Source organism: Vibrio sp. 1978 (genome assembly GCF_033344345.1).
The window spans coordinates 122300-140020 of record NZ_JAWPOP010000008.1 but is presented as its reverse complement, the minus strand read 5'-3'; the positions used below and the strand labels follow the sequence as shown (position 1 = coordinate 140020).

General features: G+C 45.9%; 16 protein-coding genes and 1 riboswitch. Of the genes, 8 read left to right on the top strand and 8 right to left on the bottom strand.

The features are described 5' to 3' along the window. Positions 1-98 precede the first annotated feature (98 nt). Entirely contained in the window at positions 99-1070 is a 972-nt protein-coding gene (gene ispB, locus R8N49_RS10500) for an octaprenyl diphosphate synthase (RefSeq protein ID WP_064353590.1), read from the top strand. Positions 1071-1163: 93 nt separating this feature from the next. Here ispB and R8N49_RS10495 read toward each other — a convergent pair whose 3' ends face one another. Both R8N49_RS10495 and mdh read right to left on the bottom strand, forming a co-directional pair. Further along, positions 1164-1355 carry a hypothetical protein gene (locus tag R8N49_RS10495; RefSeq protein ID WP_005379661.1) on the bottom strand — a complete coding sequence of 64 codons (192 nt, stop codon included), beginning with the start codon at positions 1353-1355 and terminating at the stop codon, positions 1164-1166. A 113-nt stretch (positions 1356-1468) separates the two neighbouring features. Next, positions 1469-2404 (bottom strand): malate dehydrogenase, encoded by a 936-nt coding sequence (gene mdh, locus R8N49_RS10490; RefSeq protein WP_005379660.1) that lies wholly within the window; start codon positions 2402-2404, stop codon positions 1469-1471. A 359-nt stretch (positions 2405-2763) separates the two neighbouring features. Here mdh and argR point away from each other — a divergent pair, with 359 nt between their 5' ends. From argR to R8N49_RS10470, 4 genes are all read left to right on the top strand, one after another. Then, positions 2764-3234 (top strand): transcriptional regulator ArgR, encoded by a 471-nt coding sequence (gene argR, locus R8N49_RS10485; protein ID WP_005379659.1) that lies wholly within the window; start codon positions 2764-2766, stop codon positions 3232-3234. Between the two features lie 405 nt (positions 3235-3639). Beyond that, positions 3640-4608 carry a TAXI family TRAP transporter solute-binding subunit gene (locus R8N49_RS10480; RefSeq protein WP_005379657.1) on the top strand — a complete coding sequence of 323 codons (969 nt, stop codon included), beginning with the start codon at positions 3640-3642 and terminating at the stop codon, positions 4606-4608. A 291-nt stretch (positions 4609-4899) separates the two neighbouring features. Further along, entirely contained in the window at positions 4900-7479 is a 2580-nt protein-coding gene (locus R8N49_RS10475; protein WP_318189964.1) for a TRAP transporter permease, read from the top strand. Positions 7480-7524: 45 nt separating this feature from the next. Beyond that, positions 7525-7962 carry a universal stress protein gene (locus R8N49_RS10470; RefSeq protein WP_005379654.1) on the top strand — a complete coding sequence of 146 codons (438 nt, stop codon included), beginning with the start codon at positions 7525-7527 and terminating at the stop codon, positions 7960-7962. A 63-nt stretch (positions 7963-8025) separates the two neighbouring features. On the opposite strand, the gene R8N49_RS10465 is transcribed toward R8N49_RS10470, so the two are convergent. Further along, positions 8026-9102: an alkene reductase gene (locus R8N49_RS10465; RefSeq protein ID WP_054579269.1), complete on the bottom strand. Its 1077-nt coding sequence runs from the start codon at positions 9100-9102 to the stop codon at positions 8026-8028. Positions 9103-9194: 92 nt separating this feature from the next. On the opposite strand from R8N49_RS10465, the gene R8N49_RS10460 reads away from it, so the two are divergent. Beyond that, positions 9195-10142, top strand: coding sequence for a LysR family transcriptional regulator (locus R8N49_RS10460; RefSeq protein WP_005379650.1), 948 nt, complete (start codon positions 9195-9197; stop codon positions 10140-10142). Positions 10143-10160: 18 nt separating this feature from the next. Here the strand turns inward: R8N49_RS10460 and thiQ are convergent, their stop codons facing one another. From thiQ to mpl, 5 genes are all read right to left on the bottom strand, one after another. Next, on the bottom strand, positions 10161-10865 hold the full coding sequence (gene thiQ, locus R8N49_RS10455; protein ID WP_005379648.1) for a thiamine ABC transporter ATP-binding protein: 705 nt from the start codon (positions 10863-10865) through the stop codon (positions 10161-10163). After that, positions 10865-12451, bottom strand: a complete 1587-nt coding sequence (gene thiP, locus R8N49_RS10450) for a thiamine/thiamine pyrophosphate ABC transporter permease ThiP (RefSeq protein ID WP_017820277.1) — start codon at positions 12449-12451, stop codon at positions 10865-10867. The genes thiQ and thiP overlap by 1 nt, the downstream gene beginning before the upstream one ends. Positions 12452-12492: 41 nt before the next feature. Then, a complete protein-coding gene (thiB, locus tag R8N49_RS10445; RefSeq protein WP_213869771.1) occupies positions 12493-13485 on the bottom strand; it encodes a thiamine ABC transporter substrate binding subunit in 993 nt (330 codons plus the stop codon). 72 nt (positions 13486-13557) lie between these two features. Then, positions 13558-13694: riboswitch (TPP riboswitch) on the bottom strand. 37 nt (positions 13695-13731) lie between these two features. Beyond that, entirely contained in the window at positions 13732-14370 is a 639-nt protein-coding gene (locus R8N49_RS10440; protein WP_017820279.1) for a flavin prenyltransferase UbiX, read from the bottom strand. 5 nt (positions 14371-14375) lie between these two features. After that, positions 14376-15734: a UDP-N-acetylmuramate:L-alanyl-gamma-D-glutamyl-meso-diaminopimelate ligase gene (gene mpl / locus R8N49_RS10435; RefSeq protein WP_017820280.1), complete on the bottom strand. Its 1359-nt coding sequence runs from the start codon at positions 15732-15734 to the stop codon at positions 14376-14378. Between the two features lie 312 nt (positions 15735-16046). On the opposite strand from mpl, the gene fbp reads away from it, so the two are divergent. Continuing rightward, entirely contained in the window at positions 16047-17063 is a 1017-nt protein-coding gene (fbp, locus tag R8N49_RS10430; RefSeq protein WP_005383114.1) for a class 1 fructose-bisphosphatase, read from the top strand. Between the two features lie 127 nt (positions 17064-17190). Then, positions 17191-17721, top strand: a complete 531-nt coding sequence (ppa, locus tag R8N49_RS10425) for an inorganic diphosphatase (RefSeq protein WP_005379635.1) — start codon at positions 17191-17193, stop codon at positions 17719-17721.

Here is a 17721-nt window from a genome sequence, read left to right as displayed (position 1 = left end):
CCCTTTAGTAATGTATTAATCAACGTTTTTTAGTGTATTATTCGACAATTATATAAATCGAATAAGCCTTGCAGGGTCTAACTTCAGCCGGATATACGATGGATTTTAAAACTATCCAAGCGCTTACTGCCGATGACATGGCAAAAGTGAATGAAACAATTCAAGCCCAACTTAATTCTGATGTCTCTTTAATCAACCAGCTCGGTTTTTATATCGTGAGTGGTGGAGGCAAACGTCTAAGACCGCTTTTAGCGATACTGTCAGCCCGCGCACTTGGTTACCAAGGCAATGGTCATACAATGGCAGCTGCGTTTATTGAGTTCATCCATACAGCGACTTTGCTGCATGATGACGTGGTAGATGAATCAGACATGCGCCGTGGTAAAGCCACTGCGAATGCAGCATTTGGCAATGCGGCTAGCGTATTAGTTGGGGACTTTATCTATACACGCTCATTTCAGATGATGACAGAACTAGGATCCATGAAGATCCTTAAACTAATGAGCAATGCCGTAAACGTGATCGCCGAAGGTGAAGTACAGCAGTTGATGAACTGTAACGACCCTGACACGACAGAAGAAAGCTACATGCAAGTCATCTACTCTAAGACTGCGCGCTTATTTGAATCCGCAACTCAAATCGGTGCAATCTTAAATGATGCTCCTGAGCATGTTGAAATCGCAATGCAAAATTACGGTAAGTATCTAGGCACTGCGTTTCAGCTCATTGATGACGTCATGGATTACACTTCTGATGGCGAAGACATGGGTAAAAATGTGGGTGATGACTTGGCCGAAGGCAAGCCAACTTTACCTCTACTCCATGCTATGCGTAATACCACACCAGAAAACGCCATCATGATTCGTGAAGCGATTGAGAAAGCGAATGGAATGGAGCGCTTAGAAGAAATTCTTGCGGTCATGAAAGAAGCAGGCTCTCTGGAATACACAACGCAAAAAGCTCTAGAAGAAGCAGACAAAGCAATCGCAGAACTATCAGTGTTGCCAGAGTCTGAATACAAACAAGCGCTTGTTACTCTGGCTCATGTCGCAGTACAACGCACGAAGTAATCAATAGCTACCCGTAACGCAAGGCTTATAGCGAAAAGGAAGAGCACGCTCTTCCTTTTTTACGTTTGATACCTAATGACGACGCCCGGGGCGCTAGTAATATCTGTCACTACCGCCATGCAGTTGTGGATCATCTTCTATTTCATCAAAGCTAACGGCGAGTTGCTGTTCAGTCCCTTGTTTGGACAACAATACCGTCTCTGCTTCATGGTCGACCACTAATATCGTACCGACGCCTTGTTGGCACTCAACAACCATGCCTTTACGGATTCGACTCGCTTCCATCATCTTCTCCTTCACTACGTGGTTTTGTTCGACCATTTTTACGAAGTTGAGAAATCAAGGATCAAAAAAGCCGATCAAAATGATCGGCTTTCTTCTTATATAGGCTTTCTAGGTTACTTTGCGAATTCAACACCAATGTTGATGTCGCCATTTAGTGTTTCTAGCATACCGTCTAATGCAGACTTTTCGTAATCGCTGAGTTTGCCGTAGCTTAGTACTTCTTCAACGCCTTCTTTACCCAGTTTTACAGGTTGCGCGAAGTAAGTCGCGTGTTCGCCGTCGCCTTCAACGTAAGCGCACTCAACTACGCCTTCTTCACCTTGAAGAGCACGAACCAGAGACAGACCAAAGCGACATGCAGCTTGGCCCATTGATAATGTTGCACTACCACCACCCGCTTTCGCTTCTACAACTTCAGTACCTGCATTTTGAATACGTTTCGTTAATGCTTCTACTTCTTCAGCTGTAAACTCAACACCTTCTACTTGAGACAGTAGAGGTAAGATCGTTACGCCAGAGTGACCACCAATTACTGGCACGCGAACGTCACCTGGATCTTTGTCTTTTAGCTCAGCAACAAACGTTTCTGAACGGATAACATCCAACGTTGTTACACCAAATAGACGACGCTTATCATAAACACCCGCTTTTTTAAGAACTTCAGCAGCAATTGGCACTGTTGTATTTACAGGGTTTGTGATGATACCAACACAAGCTTTCGGACAAACAACCGCAATCTTCTCCGCTAGCGATTTAACGATACCAGCGTTTACATTAAATAGATCCGCACGATCCATACCTGGCTTACGCGCAACACCAGCAGAAATTAGCACAACATCCGCGCCTTCTAGTGCTGGAGTAGGATCTTCACCAGCGTAACCTTTGATAGAAACTGGCGTAGGGATGTGGCTAAGATCAGCGGCCACACCAGGAGTTACTGGAGCAATATCATATAGGGCTAAATCAGAACCAGCAGGAAGACGGTTCTTAAGTAGAAGGGCCAGGGCTTGACCGATGCCACCAGCGGCACCAATAACGGCTACTTTCATGTAGTTCTCCTTGAGAGTATTTCTCTTATAAACGTATTCGTAGGGTAGTTTGTAACCAACTTAAATAAAGCTATCGGAATCACAACTTGATTACAATCAATTAACGCTAGCTTTGCGACCTCGCGCAACTCGCTGTTACCGTGCTACAAATGGGGCTTGGATTATTCTTTTATTCTGTTGAAATGACAAGGAATTCAAGAAAACAGATACAGCCCTACTTCAGCGCGCTAAAGAATTCTATGTGGTATATAGTTTACAGTGACGCATCTAACATAATCCTGGGACTCTTTGGCACCGCCTGAATATATATGCGAGAATATGCAAAATTGCTTACCCGTAATAAGAGATTTGTAATGACTATGCGCAATTCAGAAAAACAAGACAACTTAGTTCGCGCCTTTAAAGCCCTGTTAAAAGAAGAAAGCTTTGGCTCACAGGGCGAGATTGTTGACGCACTCAAACAGCAAGGGTTTGAGAGTATCAACCAATCTAAAGTCTCACGTATGCTGACTAAATTTGGCGCCGTCCGTACGCGCAATGCAAAAATGGAAATGGTTTACTGTCTTCCTGCTGAGCTAGGTGTCCCAACAGTCAGCAGCTCTCTGCGTGAACTGGTACTAGACATCGATCGTAACGCAGCGTTAGTAGTAATTCACACCGGCCCAGGTGCAGCGCAGTTGATTGCTCGCTTGCTTGATTCACTCGGTAAATCCGAAGGTATTCTTGGTGTTGTCGCGGGTGACGATACCATTTTCATTACGCCAACCATGGCAATTACGACTGAGCAACTCTTCAAATCAGTGTGCGAGCTGTTCGAATATACTGGTTAAGTTCTATAAAGCTTCAATCAGCTAACTCATTGTGGGTTATAAAAGAAGTCTCATTTTGTAGCCCATAATTTATGTAAATTTTTTGCTTACTCCGCTCATTCTTTAACCATCCGTTTTGTGATTAACATCACGCAATTGATCTTTTTCATTTCAGTCACTAAACGTTAATTAAGTAATTGTTATAAAAAGAATTAAATCACAAATTGAATCCTATCCCCTGATACAAAATTCAGACTTATCAACTATAACATTTAACAATTGGATAATTTTCTGCCAATTTTTTGTTATGATTCGCTCGCTTTTTCAAACGATTGGATTGAAAAAGGTGCCGTTTCCAAATAGGAAACTCCAGAAGTGATTTATGGTTATTTCCGGGTAAATAATGAATATAAGGAAGGGAAATTCATGGCATTTAACAAACTTCTCAAAGTAGGCGCTATCGCTGCAGCCGTAATGGGCGCAGGCGCAGTTAACGCTCAAGAGTTTATTACCATCGGTACTGGCTCTGTGACTGGTGTTTACTACCCAACTGGTGGTGCTATCTGTAAGTTGGTAAATAAAGGTCGTAAAGACCACAACATCCGTTGTTCAGTAGAATCGACTGGTGGCTCAATTTACAACGTTAACACTATCCGTGCAGGCGAATTAGATTTTGGTATCGTGCAATCGGATTGGCAGTACCACGGCTACAACGGTACGAGCAAGTTTGAAGAACAAGGCCCGTACAAGAAGCTACGCGCAATGTTCTCTCTTCATACAGAACCTTTCAACATCATTGCGCGTGCAGATTCAGGTATTGAAAACGTTGAAGACCTGAAAGGTAAGCGCGTAAACATCGGTAATCCAGGCTCTGGTGACCGTGCAACGATGGGCGTTGTCATGGAAGCGATGGGTTGGACAAACGACAGCTTCAAATTGGCGTCTGAGCTAAAAGGCTCTGAACGCTCTCAGGCACTTTGTGATAACAAAATTGACGCCTTCATTTACATGGTCGGCCACCCGAACGGTTCAATCAAAGAAGCAACCACATCATGTGATGCGAAGCTAGTTTCAGCAACAGGCCCTAAAATCGATAAAATTGTTGCCGACAACCCATACTACGCCTTTAGCTCAGTACCGGCTGGTATGTACCGCGGTACAGACAAAGACGTAAACAGCTTTGGTGTTGCAGCAACAATGGTAACGACCTCTGATGTTTCAGACGATGTCGCTTACAACGTGGCAAAAGCTGTGTTTGAAAACTTTGATACCTTCAAGCGTCTACACCCTGCATTCGCAAACTTGAAGAAAGAAGACATGGTGAAAGCTGGTCTTTCTATTCCTCTTCACCCAGGTGCAGAAAAATACTACAAAGAAATGGGTCTAATTAAGTAATTTCCTCAGACTCTACATACAGGCAGGAAAGAATATTTTCTGCCTGTTTGAGCATACAGGTTGTAGCACGTTCTAACTGTATGCTTCATTCGCCAGTTTTCTTCTGAAAACTGCGAGCTCATACCCAAGAAAACTTAAACGCCGCCTAACAGAGTATCCAACAATCAACACTTTGAGTTCAGGCAGCAAAATACTCGAAAGCAAACTTCGCTCCATTCACTACACTGATAGAGGCGAAGTGTGGTTCTCGATAAAAATCAGACAGGACCATCAATAATAAGGAAAAAGTACATGGCGACGAATCAAGCTCCGTCACAAGATGTGCAAGAAATGGTGGCTCAGGCAGACACAGGTGCACGTAGCCCTTCGGGAATGCAAGGACGAATCCTTTGGTTTGTTCCTCTGTGTTGGTCACTATTTCAATTATGGTACGCATCCCCGTTACCATTTATTTTCAATTTTGGCGTACTGAACGACACGGAAGCGCGATCTATCCACCTTACTTTCGCGATCTTTTTGGCTTTCACTGCTTATCCAGCGATGAAGAACTCTCCTCGCGATCATATCCCTCTTGTTGATTGGATACTCGCGTTGGCTGGCAGCTTTTCAGCAGCCTATATATACCTTTTTTATACCGAGCTAGCGGGACGCTCAGGCGCACCGACAACGGTTGATATCGTTGTTGCTGTTATCGGTATGATCCTCCTTTTAGAAGCAACACGCCGAGCTCTTGGTCCACCATTAATGGTCGTGGCTGCTGTTTTCCTTACTTACACCTTTGCAGGCCCTTACATGCCTGACGTTATCGCACACAAAGGGGCAAGCTTGAACAAGGCCATGTCTCACTTGTGGCTAACAACAGAAGGCGTATTTGGGGTTGCGCTAGGTGTTTCTACCTCTTTTGTCTTCTTGTTTGTATTGTTTGGAGCAATGCTGGAACGCGCTGGTGCTGGTGCTTACTTCATTAAAGTTGCCTTCTCGTTACTTGGCCATATGAAAGGTGGTCCAGCTAAAGCGGCCGTTGTTGCATCAGGTTTATCTGGTCTGGTTTCTGGTTCTTCAATCGCAAACGTAGTAACAACTGGCACCTTTACGATTCCACTGATGAAGCGTGTTGGCTTTCCCGGCACAAAAGCGGGTGCGGTAGAGGTAGCGGCTTCAACCAATGGTCAGTTAACACCGCCAATCATGGGTGCAGCAGCATTTTTGATGGTGGAATACGTCGGTATCTCCTACGTTGAGGTGATTAAAGCCGCCCTACTTCCAGCGCTAATCTCTTATATTGCTTTAATTTACATTGTTCACCTTGAAGCATGTAAAGCAGGCATGACAGGCCTTCCTCGTCGCCACAACCCAACACTAGTACAAAGTCTGCTGTCCTTTACTGGCACAATCTTAGGATTGTGTGTGATCAGCGCATTGGTTTACTACGGAGTGGGTTGGACAAAGGACGTCTTTGGTGATGCCGCGACACCAATTGTTACCGTCGCACTATTAATCGCGTACATTGGGTTGGTGAAAGTCTCAGCAAATCACGTGCAAGATGGCGCAATTGAGATTGATGCAGAATTAACAGAAGTACCTGATCCTGGCCCAACCGTTAAGTCAGGCTTGCACTACCTACTCCCTATCGTCGTATTGGTTTGGTGTTTGACTGTCGAACGTTTCTCACCTGGCCTTTCGGCATTCTGGGCAACGGTGTTCATGATTTTCATTTTGCTGACTCAACGTCCGTTGATTGCACTGCTGTCAAAGCAAGGTGACATGCTTCAGCAAACCAAAGATGGCTTTGTCGATCTTGCCGAGAGCTTAGTTTCTGGTGCGCGCAATATGATCGGTATCGGCGTTGCAACCGCGGCAGCGGGCACCGTTGTTGGTGTTGTTACACTAACGGGTATCGGCCTAGTGATGACCGACTTCGTCGAGTTTATCTCTGGTGGCAGCATCATTCTTATGCTGCTGTTTACCGCCATCATTAGCTTGGTTCTGGGGATGGGTCTGCCAACAACGGCGAACTACATCGTGGTCTCTACGCTAATGGCGCCGGTTATTGTTACGCTCGGCGCGGCGCATGGCTTGATTATTCCGTTGATAGCGGTGCACTTGTTCGTTTTCTACTTTGGTATTTTGGCCGACGATACCCCACCAGTAGGTCTTGCGGCTTTTGCAGCAGCAGCAATTGCGAAATCAGATCCAATTCGTACCGGTATCCAAGGTTTTACTTACGATATTCGAACCGCTATTTTGCCGTTCATGTTTGTGTTCAATACCCAACTATTGTTAATGGGGATCGACTCTTGGTGGCATTTGGCACTCACGGTCATCTCATCGATCATTGCAATGCTGATATTCTCTGCGGCAACTCAAGGGTGGTGGTTCACGCGTAACAAGTGGTGGGAAACAGTCCTATTATTAGTACTGACATTTTCGTTTTTCCGTCCAGGTTTTTGGTGGGACATGCTGTACCCAGCGAAAGTTCTTTCTCCTGGCGTTGAGGTAGCTCAAATCACGGAAACACTAAATGTAGGAGAATCATTGGAGTTACGTGTTGCCGGTGAAAACCTTGAGGGCGACTACATTGAGAAAACGGTTCGTCTTCCATTCGAAGACAGTGCGACAACAGCAGACGCACGTATTTCATCTATGGGTCTAATGCTGACCGAAAGTGACAACAAAATGATTGTCGATATGGTTGAATTTGGTAGTCCAGCAGAGTCCGCAGGTATCGACTTTGATTGGGAAATCAAGTGGGTTATCCAGGATGCAGACCGTCCGATGAAAGAGTGGGTGTTTGTACCATGCTTAATGATTTTGCTGGTGCTTGCAATGAACCAAAAACGTCGTGCTCGTAAGGAACAATTGAGCGCATAACCGATTTGGCCCCGAGGATAAAGGGGCCTTAATGAGAGACATTGAATGTACAAACAAATTCTTGTTCCGGTTGATCTAAATGACCAAGGCTTTTCAGACCGAGCGGTTGAACTAGCGGTTTGGCAGGCAAAGCAAGCAAATGCTCAAATCCATCTTCTGACGGTACTACCTGGTATTCACATGTCGATGGTTGCCACATACTTTCCGAAAGATGCTGCGGCCAAAATGAAGCAAGACGTGAAGCAGCAACTAAAAACTTTCGCTAATGAGCATATTGCTGAAGATGTGGTTTACCAAGTGCATGTTGCTGAAGGCAAGGCCTACGCGACCATTCTTGATTATGCAGAACGTTTAGGCGCTGATCTCATCATTATGCCAAGTCACAAGCGCTCTAAAATCAATAAAGTAATGCTTGGCTCTGTCGCGAGTAAGGTTGTGGAATATTCTCCAATCAATGTGATGGTCGTAAAACCGCAAGGCTAAGTAAATACAGAAACGAAAAAGGACGCTAACATTAGCGTCCTTTTTATATTAAACAAGTAAGGGTTATGCCATCACTGGGTAATCGGTATAACCTTCTGCTCCACCCAAATAAAAGTGTTCTGGTTTCGCCTCATTAAGAGGTGCATTTTTCTTAAATCGCTCAACTAAATCTGGGTTTGCGATAAAGGGAACGCCAAATGCGACCACATCAACTTTGTTTTCTGCAATTGCTGTTGCCGCTTCTTGTGCACTGTAGCCCACGTTCGCCATTAAGTGACCTTTATAGTTTTCGCGTGCTGGCTTGAGAACATCTGCTTTTTGTACGCCTTTCAGATCCGCACGCATCACGTGCCAATAAGCAAGATCGAAAGAATTAAGTTGCTCTGCTAAGTAACGCACCAAGCCAACTGGATCACTGTCTTTCATGTCATTAAATCCATTTAGCGGAGATGTACGCAGACCGACTCTTCCAGGTCCCCACACCTCAACGACTTCTTTCACTATCTCAAGTAAAAATCGAGCACGATTTTCAACCGAGCCACCGTATTCATCGGTACGTAAATTTGAACCGTCACGAAGGAAGTTATCAATAAGATAACCATTGGCGCCATGTATCTCGACCCCATCAAAGCCGGCTTTCTTGGCGTTTTCTGCACCTTGTTTAAACGCCGCAACAATGGAAGCTATCTCATCCACTTCGAGTGCTCGTGGTACCGTATATGCTTGCTTACCCGAAGGGGTATGGACTAATTCATCACGAATGGCCAATGCGCTCGCCGCTACAGGTGTTTTTCCTTCATTCAGATCAGGATGACAAGCTCGTCCCGCATGCCAAATTTGCAGTACAATCTTACCGCCTCTCTCATGAACCGCATCCGTTACCTTTTTCCAAGCTGCGATTTGCTCTTCGCTGTAAATGCCCGGCTCTGCCATGAAAGCAGACGTACCTTCCATCACCATGGTGCATTCAGCAATGATAAGTCCGGCACTCGCACGTTGAGCGTAGTATTCAACCATAAGGTCATTAGGAATATGGTCCGCACCAGCACGAGCTCGCGTTAAAGGCGCCATAATGGCACGGTTATCTAATGCTAATTGACCGAGTTCGATAGGAGAAAATAAGTCTACAGAGTTGGACATGTTGTTTACCTCAAATGACAATAACTTGATGGCTAAGGATGAGGTGCCAGACTATAATCAGATTAATATTGAAACAATATGGATAATTGAAAGTGATTGTTCGCAATTTAGAAACAATTGACTTTAGAACGCTTTCTATCTTTGTCACAAGCTGTCGACTACTGAGCTTAACCAAGTGCGCACTGGAGTTAAACCTACCAAAATCTACTGTTAGCAAAGCCATAACCAAACTCGAACAACACTTTGAAGCCAAACTGCTAGAGCGCACAACCCGAAAGTTAGTGATCACCGAAGCTGGCCAAATGGTTTTAGAGCGTGCTGCAAGCTTAGTTGAGGAATTCCACTCAATTGGCCATGACGTTCAGGAGATGGAACAACAGATCCAAGGCCGGCTGCGTATTTCCGCGCCACCAGCGTTGGATGCGTATATGGCGGAGCACATCTTTTTGCCATTTTTAAAACAATGGCCAAAAGTACAAATTGCGTTAGAAGCATCGAACGATTTTGTTGATCTGTTTTCACACGGCTTTGATATGGCAATTAGAGTCGGTCAGATAGTTGATGATCGATTAATCGCGAAAAAATTAGGCTATACCACTCGAGTCCTGGCTGCTAGCCCTGAGTATTTAGCTGAGTTCGGCGTACCTGAAACACCAGAAGACCTGACAAAACATAACTGTTTGAGGTATCAATATGTTTCAGAAATAGGACCTTGGACGCTGATCTCACACGATAATACCGTCAATGTTTCAATAACCAGTAACTTCTCAAGTACAACTGTAGAAGCAATATTGAAAGGCGCACTTAAAGGACTAGGCATCGCGAACTTACCTGTGCAGAACATGACGCAAGAGCTAGAAAGTGGCACCTTAGTCAGAGTGTTACCGCAATGGCACACGGTACCAATGCCTATTTATTTAGTGTATCGTCCTGGAGCAAACCGCCCACGGCGTGTACAAGCAATGATTGACCATATCATGAGCTTAAGATCTCAATTTGAATTTGGCCCTCGGCATGGTTTGTGTTGCGGAGAAGCATAACCTAGCAACTATCAGGCACTAGCATGCTGCTCGGATAAATGCCGCAAGCTTCTCACTAGCATGCTGTTCACTCAATGCAGACATATCACCCGCGGCTTCCACTTTACCATCTGCCACAAACACAAAGTGGCTGGCAATCGCTTTGGCATCGCTTAAATGGTGCGTGACCATCAATACAGTTATTCCCCGCTCTGCTGCGAGTTTTTTTACCAAGCTCAGCATCTCTTCACGCAACACCGGATCAAGCGCCGAGAACGGCTCATCCAATAGCCACATGGGATGAGGCTGAACAAAACAACGCGCTAAGGCAACACGTTGACGCTGGCCACCAGAAAGATGCTCTGGCAAACGGTCGAGGTACTCTGCAACACCAACTTGCTGCGCGGCTTGTTCAATCTGACGATTTTGGTCCACCGTAAGCTTTAGCCCTGGGTGTAAGCCCAAACCGATGTTGTCACGCACCGATAAGTGAGCAAACAAATTGTGCTCTTGGAACAACATAGAGAACGGACGCAGATAAGGCTCTTTACGCACAATGGACTCACCATCAACACAAATATCACCACGGTCAGGATGGATGAATCCTGCCACCAACGCCAGCAAGGTTGACTTCCCTGCCCCACTTGGTCCCATCAGCGACACAATCTGTCCTTGCTCAATCGTTAAGTCAAAACGAAACAGTTCACGTTGGTAGGTGTACTGCACATCATCCAACACTAACATTACGCTCTCTCCTTCGTTTTCAATACTTTCTCAATCAAGGCAAAACAGCCCACACTCAACAACAATAGGGTCACCGATACCACCGCAGCTGCGTCCATCTGATAACTGCCAAGCAACTGGAACAAATACAGAGGTAAGGTACGAAACTCTTGTCCACCAAACAGTGCTATGGCACTTAAATCCCCTATTGCAAACATAAAGCTGATCGCAAACGCATGTGCAAACGGCTTGCGTAGCGCCTGCCACTCCACCACTTTAAACCGTTGCCAGCCACGCATGCCTAAGCTGGCACATACATACTGATACTGTTGTTCAATGTGCAGCATTGGCTGCGCTAGCGTTTTGATCACGTAAGGCAAAGCCATCAAACCGTTCACCAAAATCACGACAAAAAATGCCAAGCTAAAAACATCGGTAAATGCGCGCAGTAGTAAGAATAAACCGGTGCTAATCACCAGACCTGGAGTCACCAAAATAACGGTGCCGATTAACTCAATCTGATCGGCTCGCGTGTTTTTGTACTGCAACCGCCAACGGCGACTGGTCAATAGTATGGACACCCCTGCAGCGACCGCAAGCGCGCTAGCGACACAGGCGACTTTGAGGGAGTTCAATAGCGCAGACCAAAAACGCTCATCGGTTAATACTGTCCAAACTTGTTGGTTGATGCCACTCAGTAACACCATCAATAACGGCGGTATTACCAGTAAAAAGGCACCTATGATCCAAAAGCTATCCCAAGCTTTTGACCACCCATGATCCTTCGTTAAATATTGCTGTACCGATGTGCTTCCAGCACTGATAGAAACAGGCCTTGTTAACTTCTGCACTCCAATAGCAAGCAGTCCACATAACAGCATCTGCCACAGCGCCAATAACGCCCCAGCTTGTAAATCAAAATCAAACTTAATCGCTTGGTAAATGGCCAATTCAATGGTGGTGGATTTTGGCCCGCCCCCCAACGCCATTACAGTGGCAAAACTGGTAAAGCACAACATAAACACCAACCCACAAACGTGGGGAAGCTGCTGCCTTAAACGCGGCCATTCTACCCAACGAAACTTATCCCAATGGCTCATCCCAAGATGCGCGCAAAGCTTATGCTGCTCGGCAGGAATAGACTCCAAGGCTTGCAGAAGCAATCGTGCCGCGTAAGGTAAATTAAAGAACACATGGGCGAGTAAAATGCCGTTCAAACCGTAAATAGAGAATGGCAGTTTAGTGTCGAAACTTTGCAACCACTGCGCCAACAAACCACTGTTGCCATAAATCGCTAACAGCCCAAAAACACCAACCAAAACCGGCAAAACCAGTGTCGATGCAAACAGCTTAAGCAGTAATGATTTACCAATAAATTGGCGACGCGAAAGTGCGTGCGCTACTGGAATGGCAAAGCCAACACTGAGCAATGTGGAAAGAAACGCTTGGTAGAAACTGAACTTGGTGACATGTTGATAGTACGGGTCGCCCCATACCACAGACACATCAAGTGAAGGGGCTTGAACAATCAAAGCACCTAGGGCAGAAATAACAAAGGTCGCGATGATCATCGCGACCCCTAAACCTATTTTTGGAACAGAATTCAAAGGTAAAACCTATCTCATTCAGATGAGGATGGAAACGTCAGCTAAAACGTCAATGCGCTTTGCCATTCGCGAATCCAAGACTTACGCATTTTTGCCACTTCATCAGCACTAAAGCTCAACGACTTGCTTGGAACACTCAAAGTTTCAAAACCTTTAGGTAACTCAACGTCAGTGACTGGGTACATCCAGTTACCCGTTGGCATCGCCGATTGGAACTCATCACTTAAAATGAAACTCATAAATTGATCAGCAAGTTCTGAATTTTTTGCCCCTTTCACTTTGGCGGCTACTTCAACTTGCATGTAGTGGCCTTCAGCAAAATTCGCCGTAGCAAACTTCGAATCGTTTTCCGCAATTAAGTGGTACGCAGGTGAAGTGGTGTAAGAAAGCACTAAATCGGACTCACCATTGAGGAACATAGAATACGCCTCAGACCAACCTTTCGTGACCGTTACGGTTTTGCTCGCTAGCTTCTGCCACGCTTGCGTCACATCGTCGCCATAAATAGATTTCATCCATAGCATTAAGCCTTGGCCCGGCGTTGAAGTCCGCGGATCTTGGTAAATCACTTTCAGATCGTCGCGCGTTTCCACCAGCTCTTTCATGCTTTTCGGCGGATTAGCCAGTTTCTCTTTGTTGTACACAAACGCGAAGTAGCCGTAATCGTACGGTACAAACGTCGTGTCACTCCAACCGTTTGGTAACACTGTGTTAGCCGTATCCACATTGTGCTCGGCAAGCAGACCGGTTTTCTTCGCTTCTGCCATCAGATTGTTATCCAAACCTAACACGATGTCGGCTTTGCTATTACCGCCTTCAAGACGAAGACGATTCAGGATCGACACACCATCGTCTAATGCCACGAAGTTAACGTCACAGCCACATTTTGCTTCAAAAGCTTGCTCGATTTTAGGACCCGGCCCCCAATCTGCGGCAAAAGAGTCGTAGGTATAGATGGTTAATGTGTTTTCAGCGGCAAACGCTGAAGTAGAGGTGATTGCAGCTAAGGCAATCAGATTTAGAGTGGTTTTCACTGCTCGCTCTCCATGAGTATTTCAGAGAAATAAGTTGAGCGGCACAGGGTTTGAGGCGGCTATTAAGGATTTCCAATATCCAGACTCAATTCCTACGCCAGCATTATCTGGTTCAGGTAATACGGGTCCCTAGTTAAACACTTAGGTCTCAGCGCCCCAATGCATTGATTGACTCAATGCTAAATGGGTTTGCTCCCCGATGAGTTGGATGGATTGTAAAGGTATTTGAGTGGTTACACAATCAGCTCACGAGCGCTGGTCATAACCCCAACGAGGCACCAAACCTTGCTCAATACCTAAGTGGTCAAGAATTCTTGCCACCATAAAATCCACTAAGTCTTCAATGCTCTTTGGCTGATGGTAGAAGCCCGGAGCTGCTGGCATGATGGTGACGCCCATTTGCGACAGTTTGTGCATGTTCTCCAGATGTAGCGTTGAAAATGGTGTTTCGCGAACCACGAGCAACAGCTGCCCGCGCTCTTTCATTACTACATCAGCGGCCCGTTCGATCAAGTTGTCCGACATACCGTGTGCTATGGCTGCAACGCTTCCTGCTGAGCATGGGCAAACCACCATTTGCTTAGGTGCAGCAGAACCAGACGCAACCGGCGAGAACCAATCGTCTTTACCGCAAACGGTGATGTTATTTGGATTGCAGTTCAGGTGCTCTACCAACGCTTGCTTTGCGGCTTCTGGCCCACTTGGCAGCTTAAGGTTGTGTTCGGTTGCCATCACGACACGAGCCGCCGAAGAAATCAGAACGTAGACATGATAATCCGCCGCAACCAAGCATTCTAAAAGACGAAGGCCGTAGGGAGCACCAGAAGCCCCCGTTAATGCCAACGTGATGGCTTTTTTGTGAGAGGGTTGTGTTTTGTTTTGCATATCAATCAGGCTTTTTGTTTTAACTGCTCAAGAAGTTTTCCGTGAATACCACCAAAGCCACCGTTGCTCATGACTAGAATTTGGTCACCTGGTCGCGCACGTTCGACGATCTTGGCTACAAAGTTATCTATATCCGCATCGACAAACGCTGGCTGTTTGCATTGGTCGGCAATGTCTTGCACAGACCACTCGATATTATCTGGCTGGAACAAGAAGACTTCATCTGCACTGTGTAGTGACTCTGCAAGTGTGTTTTTGTGTACACCACGCTTCATGGTGGCAGACCGCGGCTCTAACACAGCAAGGATGCGTTTTTCACCTACCTTGTTACGCAAACCACCGACAGTAAGTTCAATTGCCGTTGGGTGATGCGCAAAATCATCGTAAACCGTCACACCTTGTTCTTCACCTTTCAGCTCTAAACGGCGCTTGGTATTGATGAAACGCCCTAATGCCTGGCAAGCAAGATCCGGAGTGACTCCAACATGTCGTGCAGCAGCGATTGCCATCAGCGCATTATCCACATTGTGGTCACCCACCAAATTCCATTCGACGGTACCAACCTTCTCGCCTTGCAACGCAACGTCAAATTTTGAGCCATCAAGCACTAATTTGTGCGCTTGCCAGTCACCATTCTCACCAGAGAACTGTTTTTCAGTCCAGCAGCCACGCTCTAATACATCCGCTAACGCTTGATCTTTCCTCGGCGCTAAGATCAATCCATTGCCCGGTACAGTTCGCACTAAATGATGGAATTGGCGCTTGATCGCTTCTAGATCATCGAAGATATCAGCATGATCGAACTCAAGGTTATTCATGATTAAAGTGCGAGGATGGTAATGCACAAACTTAGAACGCTTATCGAAAAAAGCACTGTCATATTCGTCGGCTTCAACGACAAAAAACATGCTTTCACCCAAACGAGCAGACACTCCGAAGTTACCGAGTACCCCACCGACTAAGAAACCCGGTTGATAACCACAATCTTCAAGTATCCAGGCAAGCATGCTCGACGTGGTCGTTTTCCCATGTGTACCAGATACCGCCAATACCCAACGATCATGCAGCAAAAACTCGTTGAGCCACTGCGGGCCAGAGGTGTAACGCATGTTAGTGTTGAGCACATGCTCGACACAAGGGTTGCCACGGCTCATCGCATTACCAATCACCACAAGATCTGGTTGAGGGTCGAGTTGAGACGGGTCAAAGCCTTCAATAATTTCAATACCTTGAGACTCAAGCAGTGTGCTCATTGGCGGATAAACGTTGGCATCAGAACCAGTGACTTTATGTCCTAATTGGCGCGCTAGAATCGCTGCGCCGCCCATAAATGTGCCACAGATACCCAAGATATGAATGTGCATAAACTAAACCTTGTAATGCGTTTTTTAATGCTTTCATTATCGCGATTACCGCCTGAAAAGCGAGTGACTTTAGCCTTCTTCTTGCAGTCCCTTTCACAAATATGACAAGGTTGAACACAGACTGTACAACCTCTTGCTTACTGATGAATCCCTCAAACAAGTCTACAAATAAATTGAGATCTCAAACAGTTACTTCATTACCATTAAAAAGATCTGCGACTTAAACTTACATCCAGCGCAATCGTTTAACATCCATAAAGAGATGCTCACTTGCGCACTACCCCCAATGAAATGAAAATGTAAGGATTAACCATGTCAGGACTGCGCACCCTAGGCGAGTTCATTGTCGAAAAACAAGCGGATTTCCCCCACGCTAGCGGTGATCTATCATCCCTTTTAGCCTCCATTCGTTTAGCTGCAAAAATCGTTAACCGCGAAATCAACGCAGCGGGTCTCGGTGATATCACTGGTGCTGTAGGCACGGAAAATGTCCAAGGTGAAGATCAGCAAAAGCTCGATGTTTACGCGAACGATAAGTTCAAAGCCGCGCTTGAAGCTCGTGATCAAGTGTGTGGCGTTGCCAGTGAAGAAGAAGACGAAGCAGTTGCGTTCAATAAAGAACTCAACCAAAACGCCAAATATGTAGTACTGATGGACCCACTTGATGGTTCTTCTAACATCGATGTGAACGTCTCTGTTGGTACTATCTTCTCGATTTACCGTCGTGTTTCTCCAATCGGTACTCCACCAACTGAAGAAGACTTCCTACAACCTGGTCACAAACAAGTGGCTGCGGGCTACGTAATTTACGGCTCCTCCACCATGTTGGTATACACAACTGGTAACGGCGTAAACGGCTTTACTTACGACCCATCTATCGGCAGCTTCTGTCTTTCTCATGAAAACATGATGATTCCTGATGATGGTAAGATCTACTCCATCAACGAAGGTAATTACATTCGTTTCCCTCAAGGGGTGAAGAAGTACATCAAGTACTGCCAAGAAAACGTGCCAGAAGACGGTCGCCCATACACTTCTCGCTACATTGGCTCGCTGGTTGCTGATTTCCACCGCAACCTACTGAAAGGTGGTATCTACCTTTACCCAAGCACACAAAGCCACCCACAAGGCAAGCTACGCCTGCTTTACGAATGTAACCCTATGGCATTCCTCATTGAGCAAGCTGGCGGCATTGCATCGGACGGCGTGAATCGCATTATGGACATCAAGCCTACTGAGTTGCACCAGCGTGTACCTTTCTTTGTGGGTTCGAAGAACATGGTTCGCAAAGTTGAAGAGTTCCTTGAACTGCACCGCGACGAAGAATAATTTCAGACCTTTGTCCAACGCGGCAGGTGTTTACCTGCCGCGTTTTTGTCGCTAAAGTGAAACGCGAATTTATCATCAGATGAAGCCGCTTTTGTGTGACTCATCGTTAATGAAAAGGAATATTCTAATGAGCTTAAACCATGTACCAGCAGGCAAGTCGCTGCCTGAAGATATCTATGTCGTGATCGAAATTCCTGCAAATGCAGATCCAATCAAGTACGAAGTAGATAAAGACTCTGGTGCTGTATTTGTCGACCGTTTCATGTCTGCACCAATGTTCTACCCATGCAACTATGGCTACGTGAACAATACCCTGTCTCTTGATGGCGACCCAGTCGACGTATTGGTACCAACACCATACCCACTCATGCCAGGTTCAGTCATTCGCTGCCGTCCTGTTGGCGTTTTGAAGATGACAGATGAATCGGGTGAAGATGCAAAAGTGTTTGCGGTTCCCCACTCAAAAATCTCGAAAGAGTACGAGCACATCCAAGATGTGGACGATATCCCAGAACTACTGAAAGCGCAGATCACGCAATTCTTTGAGCGTTACAAAGAGCTTGAAGCAGGCAAATGGGTGAAAGTGGATGGTTGGGCAGATGTTGCTGCCGCCAAAGCTGAAATCCTAGAATCTTACGAGCGAGCTCAGAAAAAATAA

Coding starts and splice junctions, on each gene's coding strand:
- ispB (WP_064353590.1), top strand. CDS start 99: ATGGATTTTAAAACTATCCAAGCGCTTACTGCCGATGACATGGCAAAA.
- R8N49_RS10495 (WP_005379661.1), bottom strand. CDS start 1,355: ATGGAAGCGAGTCGAATCCGTAAAGGCATGGTTGTTGAGTGCCAACAA.
- mdh (WP_005379660.1), bottom strand. CDS start 2,404: ATGAAAGTAGCCGTTATTGGTGCCGCTGGTGGCATCGGTCAAGCCCTG.
- argR (WP_005379659.1), top strand. CDS start 2,764: ATGCGCAATTCAGAAAAACAAGACAACTTAGTTCGCGCCTTTAAAGCC.
- R8N49_RS10480 (WP_005379657.1), top strand. CDS start 3,640: ATGGCATTTAACAAACTTCTCAAAGTAGGCGCTATCGCTGCAGCCGTA.
- R8N49_RS10475 (WP_318189964.1), top strand. CDS start 4,900: ATGGCGACGAATCAAGCTCCGTCACAAGATGTGCAAGAAATGGTGGCT.
- R8N49_RS10470 (WP_005379654.1), top strand. CDS start 7,525: ATGTACAAACAAATTCTTGTTCCGGTTGATCTAAATGACCAAGGCTTT.
- R8N49_RS10465 (WP_054579269.1), bottom strand. CDS start 9,102: ATGTCCAACTCTGTAGACTTATTTTCTCCTATCGAACTCGGTCAATTA.
- thiQ (WP_005379648.1), bottom strand. CDS start 10,865: ATGTTAGTGTTGGATGATGTGCAGTACACCTACCAACGTGAACTGTTT.
- R8N49_RS10440 (WP_017820279.1), bottom strand. CDS start 14,370: ATGCAAAACAAAACACAACCCTCTCACAAAAAAGCCATCACGTTGGCA.
- mpl (WP_017820280.1), bottom strand. CDS start 15,734: ATGCACATTCATATCTTGGGTATCTGTGGCACATTTATGGGCGGCGCA.
- fbp (WP_005383114.1), top strand. CDS start 16,047: ATGTCAGGACTGCGCACCCTAGGCGAGTTCATTGTCGAAAAACAAGCG.
- ppa (WP_005379635.1), top strand. CDS start 17,191: ATGAGCTTAAACCATGTACCAGCAGGCAAGTCGCTGCCTGAAGATATC.